Consider the following 13,587-nt stretch of genomic DNA (forward strand, 5'->3'; position numbering starts at 1 on the left):
CGATCCTACCTGACAACCGATTCCTGCGAGATCAATAAAAAAGGGGACCTCCCATGGCGGGGGTCCCCTATATCTACGATGTCAGCACCGTCTTATTCGGACAGAATGGGCTCCTGAGGCTCGCTGAGCAGGAACTTGCCATCCTCGATCCAGGATTTGAGTTCATTGGCGATCTCAAGGGAACGTGCGTAACTGGTAATAGGCACGGCATGAACCTGCTGGCCGTTGAGTTCGAACTCACCGGACTTCAGTTCCTCGAAGGTCACATGCTTCAGCGTACGGGGCAGGCCATTGGGGTAGTCATAGCCGTAATCCTTGACCGGCATCTGAATGTCGGCATCGGACACACCCGTGAACCAGGCCATCTCCTCGTTCAGAATGGGGATGGGAATCCCCACGCCCAGAGCCAGGGAACAACCGTAACCCACAATGGACACACCGCGCACATAACGGGCGTCCATCTTCTTCATATCACCCTTGAGCATCAGCGTTCCTGCCGGAGACAGGGGAATGCCGCGTTCGTTGCGCTTGGGCTTGGGATTGTGCTGGGTGCCCTCGCCAAGCACATAACCGATGGCTCCGCCGATGAAAATCCTGGTCCCCAATCCGATGGTGGACAGATACGGATCGTTGAACAACGGCGAAATCTGACCGGCCGTGGCAAAGTTGCAGTTACGGGCGTTGGGCTTCAAAGGGCCCATATACGTATAAATGATGCGGCTGGTCAGGTTCACGGCCGCATTGTAATTCTGGTAACAGTTACGCGGATTCAGAAGCGAGGCATGAGGCAGATCGGCCAGGGTGATATCCTTGTCGATCTCCTTGCGCGGGTAGCAGTCGGTGCCATAGCCATTGGCCTTCAGATGCACGGCCTTGCCTCGGATCAGGTCTTCGATGACATGACCTCCGCCGTATTTGAACTGGCCGGGATAGACCTTGTTCAGCGGATCGTCTTCGGTGGACTCGGTGGCACCGCAGTACGAATCCACTGCAGCCAGCCCACCATAGCAGGGCACACCATTGAGCCAGGCGTTGGAACATTTGATGACCGGCGGATTCTTCTGCCCGATATTGAACAGCATCCCGCTGGAACACATGGGCGAAAAGGTACCTGTGGTAACAACGTCCACTTCCTGAGCAGCCTTTTCCTTACCGCTCTTGCGCACCATCTCGATCATTTCCTCAGCGTTGAGGACCACGGCTTTGCCGCTTTTGATCTTCGCGTTGATTTCCTGGATGGTCTTGGTGACAGCGTATGTTTTACCCATGTTTTTCTCCTCTGACGGGTTGCCGGATCAGTCCGGACCGACAATGGTGAAGAAATTCGATCTCAATGGCAAACGCTTTTTTTTCCCAGCTCATGAAGAGCCTGGGTTTCAGGCGCTTTTCCCTTGGCTTTAGCCCTATTCTAAGGTATATACATCGAGTAATTTGGGCATGATTTTTTTACAGCCTATTAGGCTGTTTTTATTATACTTTTAACACACTTTTCAACAGTGGCATCCGAAATGTCCCGCAGCACCGGAAAATCATGAGTCAGACCTTGAAGGATACACTTAGGCAACACCTCCAAAAATCCTACTCAAATCAGGAACTGAAGCAGTGGTATGATCCGCTTCGCCTTGATCTTAGTGAAGAGGAAAAGCGCCTGAACATCGGATTTCCCCACGCTTTTTTCTCCAAGTGGTTTTCCGATTCAGTCCAGGGCAGATTCGAGCAGGAGCTTCATCAGTTCCTGGGGTCTGGTTATGTGCTCAATTACGCCCATTCGGGTGCTGCCCAAGGTGAACTTGAGCAGCAGGATAGACATTCAAAATCCATCGATTTCCCCTTTGGTCACCAGTTCACCTTCGATGCCTTCATCACCAACAAGAAAAATTTCTTTCCGCTGACCACGGCCAAGGAAGTGGCCAAGCAGAACGATATCATATTCAACCCGTTCATCGTTAGTGGTGAGGCGGGTTCGGGCAAGACACACCTCTTGAAGGCTGTGGCCAATGAAGTCTGCAAGAAGTTCAACCCCGAGATGGTCTTTTTCGGCAATATGGAGGACCTCTACAACCTCTATCACGGCCATTTCGGTGGTGATGTCTTTGCAGCGCGCAAGCACATCTGCAAATTCCGTTTCCTGTTTGTTGATGAATTTCAGCAGATCAGAAAATACAATAATTTCCAGTCCGAGCTGATTACCCTGTTCAACTACTTCTATGATCACAAGCAGCAGATGATCTTCTGCTGTTCGGATAAATTGCCATCTTATGAATTCCTTGATCCCAAACTCAAGTCGCGCCTGGAGTGGGGACTTATCGTTAATCTGAAGCGTCCGGACCTGGATATCCGTGTGCGGACCATTGAGCAGTACTGCCGAGTCAAGAGTATTTCCCTGACCCGCGAGCAGGTCCTCACCCTGGCCCAGCGCTTTACGGACCTGCGTTTTCTACAGGGAATTCTCCTTAAATTTTACGCATATAAGGAGTTTGTGAACAAAACGTTCACTGACCGTGACTTCGAACAGATCCTGGCGCAGACCGCAGGAACAGCCAAAAAGCACATTAGGCCCGACGTTATTCTGGACACCGTATCCGAACATTTCGAGGTTGATCGCAAAGACCTGGTCGGCAGCAGGCGGCACCACCAAGTGGTTCAGGCCCGACAGGTTGCCATGTATCTATGCCGCGAATTGATTGGAAGTTCCTATCCGGCACTGGGCCGCATGTTCGGAAACCGTGACCATTCGACAGCGTTGTATGCCGTTAAAAAAGTTAATAAATTACAGGTATCTAATTCGGAAATGAAAAATCTGCTGTCCGTACTGAAGAAAAAATGTCTCGCAAAAGCCTAGCCAGAATGAGGGATGTTCCAAACAGCCAGGTTAGCAAAAACGAAACCGACAGCCGTAATCATAAATATTACAGTAAAAACAGAAGGTTGAGCCTGTTACGAACAGAAGTAACGAGCTTACTATTACTACAAACTCTTTATATTTCTTAGTAAGAAGAAGGAGTTGACGATGTTCCTGAAAGTTTTCCGAGATGACATCATTGAGGGGCTCTCCAAATCCGCCAGCATTATTCCGGCAAAAACCGGAGCCGCATTTTTGCGGACCATCTGGTTGAAGGTGGAAGGTGGAACCCTGAAAATCATGTCCACGGACTCGAACCTTGAATTCTGCGGGCAATACAATGCCGAGATCGTGGAAGAGGGGTTGGTGGGTGTCCAGGGTCGTTCTTTCTATGATCTGATTCGCAAGCTGCCTCCCGGACAGATTGTACTCAAGGCAGATCAGGATGGACAGTTTCTGGCCATTCAGCAGGGTAGTCGCAAATACAAGCTGCCCACCAATGAAACCAGCTGGTTTCAGGATTTTTCGGAATTTCCCGAAGAGAATTCCGTTTTCTGGTCTGGGGATCTCATGCAGGAGCTCATCGACAGGACGGCCTACTGCATCAGCGATGAGGATACCATGGAGGCCATTGCCTGCATGAATCTGACGCCTTCCAAGAGCACGGAGCATATCGAGACCTGCGGCCTGAATGGTCATCAGTTCGCCATGTCCCGTTTTCTCCATGATGATCTGAAGAATCTGCTGCCCGAAGGTGGGGTCCTGATTCAGAAGAAGTACATTACCGAGCTCAAGAAATGGCTGACCGCTGATGAGATCGAGTTGAACATCGATGAGAAGCGCCTGTTCTTCCGGACTGCGGACAAGAAGGAGTTGTTCAGCCTGCCGCTGTCCTTCTATCAGTACCCGGATTACAACACGTTCCTGTCCAAGATCAACGAGGATGGCATTACCGAGTTGGTAGCTGACCGCCTGGAGCTGATTGATGCCCTGGAACGCATCATCATTTTCAATACCGACAATAACCGTTGCACCTACTTCCGATTTGGCGGCGAGGAATTGACCTTGCACAGCCAGGGGCAGGATGTAGGTACCGCATCGGAATCGTTGGAAGTGACTTTCTCCGGTGGCCTGGAAAGGATTGCCTTTCCCACACGTAACCTGATCGAGATTCTGAATCATTTCCAATCCGAAAAGGTAACTTTCAAGCTGACCGGTGCCGAAGGACCCTGCGGCGTCGTGGGCGCCGATGATGCCGATTATCAGGTCATCATCATGCCCATGAAGATCGTGGAAGAGACGTACTATAGCGAGGAAAACACCCAGTAAAGGGGAACGAGCAAGTGACGCAAAACGGTACTAAAAACTCATACAACGCAGACAGCATCACGATTCTCGAAGGGCTTTCCGCCGTTCGGAAGCGTCCTGCCATGTACATTGGCTCCACGGATATCCGCGGACTGCACCACCTGGTGTATGAAGTCGTGGATAATGCCATTGATGAAGCCATGGCCGGCTATTGCGACAAGGTCATCGTCAATCTGCATATGGATAACTCGGTCACGGTCATGGATAATGGCCGTGGTATTCCCGTAGATATCCATCCCAAGGAAAAACGTCCGGCCGTTGAAGTCGTTATGACCGTGCTCCATGCCGGTGGTAAATTCGATAATGATTCCTACAAGGTTTCCGGTGGATTGCACGGTGTTGGCGTCTCCGTTGTGAACGCCTTGTCTGAGTATCTGGAAGTCACCGTCAATCGCGACGGTCAGAAATACTTCCAGAGCTACGAACGCGGTGTGCCACAGTGCGAGTTGAAAAACATCGATACCTCCCTGGAAACGGGAACCATTGTCCGTTTTCGGCCTGATGAGGAAATATTTGAGGTCAACCAGTTCGAATACAACGTCCTGCGCAAGCGATTCCAGGAACTGGCGTATCTGAACTCCGGCCTTGAGATTGATTTCCGCGACGAACGCACCCAGCAGCGTGAAACCTTCAAATATGAAGGTGGTATCGTTCAGTTCGTCAAGGACATCAACTCCGGTTCCGGTGGTGTGCACGAGATCGTCCACGCCATGGGCGAAGCCGATGGCATGACCATGGAATTCGCCTTGCAGTACAACTCTTCCTACAAGGAAAACGTACTGACCTTTGCGAACAACATTCGCACCAAGGAAGGCGGTACGCACTTGCAGGGCTTCAAGGCTGCCCTGACCCGCGCCATCAACACCTACGTCCAGAATTCCGACCTGCCCAAGAAGCTCAAGGTCAAGCTTTCTGGTGATGACGTCCGTGAAGGCTTAGGCGCGGTCATCAGCATTAAACTGCCCAGTCCTCAGTTCGAGGGCCAGACCAAGACCAAACTCGGTAACTCCGAAGTTGTTGGTATGGTCTCGGGTATTGTCTATGATCGCCTGAACACGTTCTTCCAGGAAAATCCCAAGGACGTGAAAGCCATCATTGAGAAGACCGTGGACGCAGCCCGTGCCCGCGAAGCTGCCCGCAAGGCCAAGGATCTGGTCCGCCGCAAGGGCGCATTGTCCGACAACTCGCTACCCGGCAAGCTGGCTGACTGTCAGACCAAGAAGCCCGAGGAATCCGAGTTGTTCATCGTTGAGGGTGATTCTGCAGGTGGCTCTGCCAAGCAGGGCCGCGATCCGCGCATCCAGGCCATTCTTCCTCTTCGAGGCAAGATCCTGAACGTGGAGAAAACCCGCTTCGACAAGATGCTGGGCAACAAGGAAATCAAGGCCATGATCACGGCCATGGGTGCGGGCATTGGTGAGCACGATACGGACTACGACAAACTGCGTTACCACAAGATCGTGATCATGACTGACGCGGACGTGGACGGAGCGCATATCCGGACGTTGCTTCTGACCTTCTTCTTCCGTCAGTACCCCGAGCTCATCGAGCGTGGGCACCTGTATATCGCGCAGCCTCCCCTGTATCGCCTGCACAAGGGCAAATGGGAGAAGTACATCAAGGACGATGAGGAATATCATCAGTTCCTGATGGGGCGCGTGGCCGGTGAAGTGGAGGTTTTTGGCGCGGATGACAAGGTCTTCCGCAAATCCAATCTGGTCAGGTTGATGGACAAGATCAAGTTCCTGCGGGCCAGACTCAATGAAGCCGAAAACATGAGCATTGCCAATGTGCTGTTCATGAGCATGCTGGCTTTCGAGACCAAGCTGACTCCGCAGTCCATCTCCAACGGTGAGTGGATCGCCTTTGAGAAGCATTTGGCCACCAAGGGATTCAGCTCCACGGTGGAGGTCAGTGACGACGGTGTGGAACATCGCCGCTTTGTGACCTTCGAGGACATGAAGGGCCACCGCACCCGGATTGGTGTGGAGTTCTTCAACTCCAAGATCTACAAGCAGGCCTTCGACAAACTCTACGACATCAAGGAACAGTGCGGCGGCTTTGACCTGACCCTGGTCTCCAAGGATGAGAGAACGACCTACAAGAGCCTGTTCGATCTCTATGAGGCCGTGCTGAACGAGGCGCATAAGGGCCTTGGGTTCCAGCGCTACAAAGGTCTGGGTGAAATGAACCCCGATCAGTTGTGGGACACCACCATGAATCCCGAGCAGCGCACCATGTTGCAGGTCAACGTGGATGATGCTGCCGAGGCCAATGACCTGTTCATTGCGCTGATGGGTGACCAGGTGGAACCGCGGCGCGAGTTCATCGAACGCAACGCCTTGATGGTTGATGATCTTGATATCTAAAGCGGACGGGAACGCCTGTAGCGGGCCGGAAACGAGTGTTTGTCCGGCTGTCCCTCCAATAGTGCGGAAATCTGCAAAGAGTTCCTCAAAAAAACGAGGTTAGAGAGTGGAATCCACGATCAGCATCGAAAAGGAAATTCAAAAATCCTACCTTGAGTATTCGCTGTCGGTCATCATCGGACGAGCAATCCCCGATGTGCGCGATGGCTTGAAGCCCGTTCACCGTAGGATTATGTTCGCGCAGCACGAGTTGGGTAACTCCTATACTCGGCCCTACAAGAAATCCGCCCGTGTGGTCGGTGATGTCATCGGTAAATATCACCCCCACGGTGACTCGGCTGTCTACGACGCCTTGGTCCGCATGGCGCAGAGTTTCTCCATGCGCGATCCCCTTGTGGATGGCCAGGGTAACTTTGGTTCCATTGACGGCGACGCCGCGGCAGCCATGCGTTACACCGAAGCCCGCATGTCGCGTCTGGCCGGTGAATTCCTCTCGGATATCGAGAAGAAGACCGTTGATTTCAGGCCCAACTACGACAACTCCATGCAGGAGCCCACGGTCCTGCCCACCAAGGTCCCCAACCTGCTCTTGAACGGCTCCACGGGTATCGCGGTCGGTATGGCCACCAATATCCCGCCCCATAATCTGGGCGAGTTGATTGATGCGCTGCTGGTGATTCTGGAGAACAGGCAGTGCTCGGTGGATGAGCTGCTGGCCCACGTCAAGGGGCCGGACTTCCCCACCGGCGGGTTTGTCTATGCTGGCGACAGCATGATTGACGCCTACAAGACCGGTCGCGGCTCCGTGAAGATTCGCGGCAAGCTGTCCGTGGAGGACCGCAAGAAGGATCTCCAGTCCATCGTCATCACCGAGATTCCCTATGCCCTGAACAAATCCACCCTGGTGGAGAAGATTGCTCAACTGGTGCACGAAAAACGCATCGACGGCGTCTCGGACCTGCGTGACGAGTCGGACCGCAAGGGTATCCGCATTGTCATTGATCTGAAGAGAGGCGTGATCCCGGATATCGTGATCAACACTCTCTACAAGTTCACGGCCCTGGAGACCTCGTTCGGTTTCAACATGATGGCGGTGGTCAACAACCGTCCACAGCTGTTGAATCTGAAGGAAATCCTGACCCACTTCCTGGATCATCGCAGCGAGGTCATCACCCGCCGCACCATGTTCGATCTGGAGAAGTCAGAGGCCCGTGCGCATATCCTGGAAGGCCTGCGTATCGCCCTGGATAACATCGATGAAGTGGTCAAGATCATCCGTGCGTCGTCGACGCCGCAGGATGCCAAGCTTGCACTGAACGAGCGCTTCGGTCTCTCCGACAAACAGTCCCAGGCCATTCTGGACATGCGCCTGCAGCGTTTGACCAACATGGAATATGACAAGCTGGTGGAAGAATACACCGAGCTGTTGAAGACCATCGAATACCTGAAGAGCATCCTCGAAAAGCCCGAAATCCTGCGTGGTGTGATCAAGGAAGAGCTGGACAAGCTGAAGACCACCTTCGCTACTCCCCGCAAATCCGAGATTATCACCGACGACCTGTGTGGCATCGACATTGAGGATCTTATTCCCGACAGCCCGGTGGTCATCACCCTGTCGCGTCGCGGCTACATCAAACGCACGGATCTGGCCAACTACTCGGCCCAGAAGCGCGGCGGCAAGGGCATCTTCGGTGTGCATACCTCTGATGGTGACTTTATCCTGAACTTCCTGGTGACCTCCAATCACCAGCATCTCATGCTGTTCACAAACAATGGACGCATGTACCGGATGAAGGTCCATCAGATTCCCGAAGGCAGTCGGACGGCCAAGGGTGCGCATATCAACAACCTGCTGCCCCTGGGCAAGGACGAGTCCGTGGTCTACGCGCTTACGGTGCGTGACTTCGAACCCGAGCGTTATTTCCTGTTCATCACCAAGAAGGGCATGATCAAGCGCACGGCAACCGAGCAGTATGCCAACTGTCGCACCACGGGCATCATTGCCGTGAATGTGAAGGATGGCGACGAACTGCTGCAGGTTACCGAGATCGGCAATGACGACGAGGCCGTGCTGGTCACCAGCAATGGTTTCGCCATCCGCTTCAAGTGCCAGGATGCCCGTCCCATGGGCCGTGGTACTGCCGGAGTGAAGGGTATTGCCCTGCGCGGCAATGACGAGGTCGTTGCCGGAGTGGTGGCCAAGGAAGACGAAACCCGCGATATCCTGACCATCTCCGAAAACGGGTATGGAAAGCGCACCAGCTATGACCTCTACCGCATCCAGACCCGCGGTGGTAAGGGCATCATCACCATGAAGACCACACCCAAGACCGGTGGCCTGATTGGCGCGATCATGGTGGACCTGTCCAACGAGATCATCCTGCTGACCAGCCAGAACAAGGTCATCCGCATGGCGGCTGGCGATGTTCGTAAGGTTGGCAGGGCCACTCAGGGCGTACGACTGGTGACCATGAATGAAGGCGGCAGCGTGGCTGGATTCGACCTGGTTCGCGACGACGAAATCGATGAAGTGAAGAATAGCAAGGACGATGCGTAGATTCATCTGTCTGCTTTTCGCCCTTGCCCTGATGGGTTGTTCCCAGGCCTCCGAGGACGGCATGCTCAGGCAGGCCAACCAGGAATACGCCGGAGGCAACTATCTGCGGGCCGAAAGTCTGTATGAGCGTTACCTGGAGGCCAATCCTCAGGGTGATGGGCGATGGCAGGCCTGGCAGCGCTTGGCCGAGATCTCGTTGACCGTTGTTGGCGATCAGCGCAAAGGCTCGGCCCTGCTGGAATCTGCATATCTGGAATATACCGAAAACACCGAACGGGCCGCCGGAATTCTCTGGCGGCTCGCTCGCGTGTATACGGATCTGCGCGATTGGGACAAGGCCTCCGAGACCTGGATCAAACTCATTGACCAGGAACATGTCCTCAAGGAAAAGGCCTGGGAAGTGCACTGGAATTTGGGCAAGATTTATCAGTTCCAGGGGCGCTATGCCATGGCCAAGGATTCCATGTTGTCCTGCATGGAAGTTGCCCCGGACGATGCCTCGCGCGCTCAGTGCATGTACGAATTGGCCCAGGCCTACAGTTTTCTGAAGAACAAGGAACAGTCCCATGCCTGGTTGGAAAAGCTGCTGGCCCTGGAAAACGCCGACCCTGAATTGAAAGCCCTGTCCGCTTATTTGCTGGCCGAACTGGCCGAAGCCGATGGCGACATTCCTCGCGCCCGGGAACTGCTGGAATCCATTCGCGAGACCTATCCCAATCCCAAGGTTATACAGGCCCGCCTCAAACATCTTCAGTAAAAATGGCTGAAAAGTACGCATTGCTGCGTTAGGTGAAGAATGAGTGAGTCATCGAGCTTACTCTTCACTTGCAACTCAGATGTGATCCATATAAGGCAAAATCTCGCGCATTGGTTATGCGCTTTGATTCTGCCTTTTCCTTACGCCTTGTATTCGTATGCATTGAAGTTGCTTTTTGATTGTGTCTGCTTTCTTCATTTGCCATTGAAACTTGCATTGGGAGTATTCTTTAGATTATCATCGAACATTCGATTTTGATTCACTGCGCGAAGTCGCTCAATAAACGCGTTTGTGATGTGTCTATTTGGGGGGGACTCATGGATTCGAGCCAAGAGCCAGACTATCTGGAGATCAAGGACTATAATAATTTGGCGTGCGCCATTTTTGGTGGCTATGTCTTTGCCCTGCTGCTTCTTGTCCTTGTCATTCTGTGGTCAGTGGGGATGTCTGCTCATGGGGTGTGGACGTTGCTCATCGCCTCTGTTTTCATTGCATTTTGCGTGTGGTTTTGCCTGCGTGATCTTGTGCAAAAAAAACCTCGTATCCTCAGGTTTAGCAAGACAAGTGACATCGTGTGTGGGGAGAGTTCTTATGAAATTTGTTCGATTCAGGAATTAAGTCATTTCATCGATGGACATGGTTCATGCATCCCTTCCCCGGGAGGATGTCTGGGGCAATGGAAGGGGGAAGTGGATTTCGACATTGCTTTCTTTGAGCGTCAGATTCAAAAGCGTTGCAGATTCGGGAAATGGATCAAGAAAGGGGTGAATGCCACCATGAAACTCTTGGTGCAGGCAGATTCATTCAATTACTGCGGGATTATTCTGAATGGAAAATGTGTCGTCAATTTGCTGATTCTGAACGGAAATGATTACGAAGAGCTGAAACATTTGATGCTCGATAAGGGTGTCCCCACCTACCGGGTGGATGACTCCAGGCAAGTCGTCAGGTGCAACTGATTAAGTCCAAGAACTCCCCCTCACAATATTTGATCCCGCTAACAGCGGACACCCACCTGGATTCAATCGCACCGTCGCTCATCCGCGCAGTCGGCCTCCAATAAGCGTGCTCAGCACATTTTTCCCACCCCATTGCTCCTGCCCCTGTATATGGGGTATGCTTTAGGTATGGAAAAAATACGAATTGGCATTGCCATGTGTCTACTCGGCAAGGATGTGCGTTGGAACGGGGGCCATAAGCTGGACCGTTTCCTGCGCGATGAATTGGGCCAGTATGTTCAGTGGGTGCCCGTCTGCCCCGAGGTGGAATGCGGCATGTCCATCCCGCGTGAAACCGTACGCCTGGTAGGTGAGGAGAAATCGCCTCGGCTTGTGGGTACCAAGAGCGCCAAGGACTGGACGAAGATCATGCACGACTGGGGCAAAAAGCGCCTTGCTCAGCTGGAATCCGAAGACCTCTGCGGCTATGTGTTCAAGCACGGCTCGCCCTCCAACGGCATGCGCGGGATCAAGGTTTGGCAGGAAACGGGCCAACCTCTGTATACGGGCACGGGCATCTGGGCTCGGATGGTCATGGATCATTTCCCGAGTCTGCCCTTCGAGGATGATGGACGCCTGCATGACGCCGGTATTCGCGAGAATTTCATCGTGCGCATATTCACCCTCAAGCGCTGGCGAGACATGCTCGCTGCCGGGGCTTCACGCGGAGCACTGGTTGACTTCCACACCCGGCATAAGCTTCTGTTACGCGTACACAATGAGCAGCTGTACCGGGAGATGGGGCGGCTGGTGGCCCACGCCGCTGAGCGGGAATTGGGCGATGTGCTGAATGACTATTTTGAGCTGCTGACCAAGGGCCTGACCTACCGCTCTACGGTCAAGAAAAACGTCAATGCCCTGACCCATTGTGTTGGTCATTTCAAGAAGCAGCTCAGCGCCGATGAAAAGCAGGAACTGCTGGAAGTCATCGGGCATTATCACAAGGGACTGACTCCACTCATCGTGCCCATGACCCTGCTTAACCACTATGTACGCAAGTACAACAATCCATATCTGCGTGAGCAGTGGTATCTGAACCTGCACCCCATGGAACTCAAGCTGAGGAATCATGTCTGATTCGGTCTCCACGACGCGAAGCGATGCACAGGCCCATACACGGGTCGATCCCGACAGGGAGGTCCAATCAGGTCCGGCCTGCGAGAAGGGACTCGTGGCCGTGCTTGGGGCTACCGGTTACGTTGGCGGCCGACTGGTGCCCACGCTGCTGGAAAAGGGCTGGAACGTGCGTGCCGTGGGGCGCAGTGCCACCAAGCTTCACTGCCGCTCCTGGGGTCACCATGAAAATCTGGAAATCACCAAGGCCGACGTTATGGACAAGGCCTCGTTGGTGGCTGCGCTCAAGGGCTGCAAATCCGCGTATTATCTGATTCACTCCATGGTTTCCAAGAACAGCGATTATGCGGAGCAGGACCGCCAGGCTGCCAGCAATATGGTCGAGGCCGCCACAGAGGCCGGAGTGGAGCGGATTATCTACCTGGGGGGCATAACCCCCAAAGACCCCAACCTCTCCGAGCATCTCCGGTCGCGAGCCGAAGTGGCAGATATTCTCCATGACGGCCCTGTACCCGTGACCGTGCTGCGCGCCGCCGTAATCCTGGGTTCGGGCAGCGCTTCCTTCGAGCTGCTGCGCTATCTGGTGGACCGCCTGCCCGTAATGCTGACCCCCAAATGGGTACGCACCGAGTCGCAGCCCATCAGCATCCGCGATGTGCTGGGCTATCTTGCAGGTTGTCTGGATCATCCGGCAACCATCGGACAGGACTATGATATTGGCGGACCCTTCATCGAGACCTACGAGAAGCTGTTCCAGATGTATGCCGAGGAAGCCGGGCTGCGCAAAAGGCTGATCATTCCCGTGCCAATCCTGACCCCTTGGCTAAGTTCGCACTGGCTGGGGCTGGTCTCGCCCATTCCCGTGTCGTTGGCCAAGCCGCTGATCATGGGCCTGCGCAACCGCGCCGTGTGCCGCGATTATCGCATCCGTGAGATCATGCCTCGGGAGTTGGTGGACTGTCGGACAGCCATTCGCCGGGCCCTGGAAAAGGTGGAGCAGCATGTGGTGGACACGTCCTGGTCTGACGCTGGCGCTCTGACCCCGCCCGAATGGGCTGTGCAGGGTGATGCCTCCTATGCCGGAGGCACGGTGCTTTCGGATTCCTACCGGGTGCGGCTGGAGGGCTGTCCCGAGGAATTGTGGGATCGCGTGTCCTCCATTGGTGGTGATACGGGCTGGTATTATGGCAACAGACTCTGGAAGCTGCGCGGCTGGCTGGATTCCATCGTTGGTGGGGTAGGCCTGCGCCGGGGCAGGCGCGACCCCAAGACCATTGCCGTGGGTGATGCATTGGACTTCTGGCGCGTGCTGGATGTGGAACCGCCGGATCGTTTGTTGCTACTGGCAGAGATGAAGCTGCCCGGCGAGGCATTGCTGGAATTTGCCCTGGCCCAATTGGGTACCGGACATACAGAGCTCACGGTCACTGCCAAGTTCCTGCCGCGAGGCGTGGCTGGACTGCTGTATTGGTGGGCCGTCTATCCCCTGCATGGTCTGGTTTTCAGGGGCATGATCGCCAATATAGCCAGCAAGACCCATTGCACCATCCTTGAAGGCCCCAAGCCCGTGCCTCCACAGGCCGTGAAATGCCGTCTGGAGCCTCCGGAGAACGGATCGTGAC

The 13,587-nt window shown here is 54.1% G+C and carries 10 protein-coding genes; 9 read left to right on the top strand and 1 reads right to left on the bottom strand.

Annotated features, from left to right (window positions below; genetic code table 11):
- Positions 1-92 precede the first annotated feature (92 nt).
- A complete protein-coding gene (locus tag EL361_RS13490; protein ID WP_126380390.1) occupies positions 93-1,268 on the bottom strand; it encodes a homocysteine biosynthesis protein in 1,176 nt (391 codons plus the stop codon).
- A gap of 263 nt (positions 1,269-1,531) precedes the next feature.
- Between EL361_RS13490 and EL361_RS13495 the strand changes: the two genes are divergently transcribed.
- The 9 genes from EL361_RS13495 (at position 1,532) to EL361_RS13530 (ending at position 13,586) form a co-directional block, all read left to right on the top strand.
- A complete protein-coding gene (locus EL361_RS13495) occupies positions 1,532-2,842 on the top strand; it encodes a helix-turn-helix domain-containing protein (RefSeq protein ID WP_126380392.1) in 1,311 nt (436 codons plus the stop codon).
- Positions 2,824-2,991, top strand: coding sequence for a hypothetical protein (locus EL361_RS17390; RefSeq protein ID WP_420810669.1), 168 nt, complete (start codon positions 2,824-2,826; stop codon positions 2,989-2,991). Before EL361_RS13495 ends, EL361_RS17390 begins: the two co-directional genes overlap by 19 nt.
- A gap of 19 nt (positions 2,992-3,010) precedes the next feature.
- Positions 3,011-4,171 (top strand): DNA polymerase III subunit beta, encoded by a 1,161-nt coding sequence (gene dnaN, locus EL361_RS13500; protein WP_126380394.1) that lies wholly within the window; start codon positions 3,011-3,013, stop codon positions 4,169-4,171.
- 14 nt (positions 4,172-4,185) lie between these two features.
- Complete coding sequence (gene gyrB / locus EL361_RS13505) at positions 4,186-6,579, top strand: DNA topoisomerase (ATP-hydrolyzing) subunit B (RefSeq protein WP_126380396.1); 2,394 nt, start codon at positions 4,186-4,188, stop codon at positions 6,577-6,579.
- A gap of 106 nt (positions 6,580-6,685) precedes the next feature.
- The gene (gene gyrA, locus EL361_RS13510; RefSeq protein WP_126380398.1) at positions 6,686-9,136 is read left to right on the top strand and encodes a DNA gyrase subunit A; all 2,451 of its coding nucleotides are present in this window, start codon (positions 6,686-6,688) and stop codon (positions 9,134-9,136) included.
- A complete protein-coding gene (locus EL361_RS13515) occupies positions 9,129-9,893 on the top strand; it encodes a tetratricopeptide repeat protein (protein ID WP_126380400.1) in 765 nt (254 codons plus the stop codon). The genes gyrA and EL361_RS13515 overlap by 8 nt, the downstream gene beginning before the upstream one ends.
- Positions 9,894-10,210: 317 nt before the next feature.
- On the top strand, positions 10,211-10,852 hold the full coding sequence (locus tag EL361_RS13520) for a hypothetical protein (RefSeq protein WP_126380402.1): 642 nt from the start codon (positions 10,211-10,213) through the stop codon (positions 10,850-10,852).
- 168 nt (positions 10,853-11,020) lie between these two features.
- Complete coding sequence (locus tag EL361_RS13525) at positions 11,021-11,968, top strand: YbgA family protein (RefSeq protein ID WP_126380404.1); 948 nt, start codon at positions 11,021-11,023, stop codon at positions 11,966-11,968.
- Positions 11,961-13,586 (top strand): SDR family oxidoreductase, encoded by a 1,626-nt coding sequence (locus EL361_RS13530; RefSeq protein WP_126380406.1) that lies wholly within the window; start codon positions 11,961-11,963, stop codon positions 13,584-13,586. Before EL361_RS13525 ends, EL361_RS13530 begins: the two co-directional genes overlap by 8 nt.
- Position 13,587: the final 1 nt, after the last annotated feature.

The organism is Desulfovibrio ferrophilus, from assembly GCF_003966735.1.
Classification (GTDB): Bacteria; Desulfobacterota; Desulfovibrionia; order Desulfovibrionales; family Desulfovibrionaceae; genus Desulfovibrio_Q; species Desulfovibrio_Q ferrophilus.

Excerpts from the sequence above, each read along its gene's own strand:
- EL361_RS13530 (WP_126380406.1), top strand. The coding sequence starts at position 11,961 with ATGTCTGATTCGGTCTCCACGACGCGAAGCGATGCACAGGCCCATACA.
- EL361_RS13515 (WP_126380400.1), top strand. The coding sequence starts at position 9,129 with ATGCGTAGATTCATCTGTCTGCTTTTCGCCCTTGCCCTGATGGGTTGT.
- dnaN (WP_126380394.1), top strand. The coding sequence starts at position 3,011 with ATGTTCCTGAAAGTTTTCCGAGATGACATCATTGAGGGGCTCTCCAAA.
- EL361_RS13520 (WP_126380402.1), top strand. The coding sequence starts at position 10,211 with ATGGATTCGAGCCAAGAGCCAGACTATCTGGAGATCAAGGACTATAAT.
- EL361_RS17390 (WP_420810669.1), top strand. The coding sequence starts at position 2,824 with ATGTCTCGCAAAAGCCTAGCCAGAATGAGGGATGTTCCAAACAGCCAG.
- EL361_RS13495 (WP_126380392.1), top strand. The coding sequence starts at position 1,532 with ATGAGTCAGACCTTGAAGGATACACTTAGGCAACACCTCCAAAAATCC.
- EL361_RS13490 (WP_126380390.1), bottom strand. The coding sequence starts at position 1,268 with ATGGGTAAAACATACGCTGTCACCAAGACCATCCAGGAAATCAACGCG.
- EL361_RS13525 (WP_126380404.1), top strand. The coding sequence starts at position 11,021 with ATGGAAAAAATACGAATTGGCATTGCCATGTGTCTACTCGGCAAGGAT.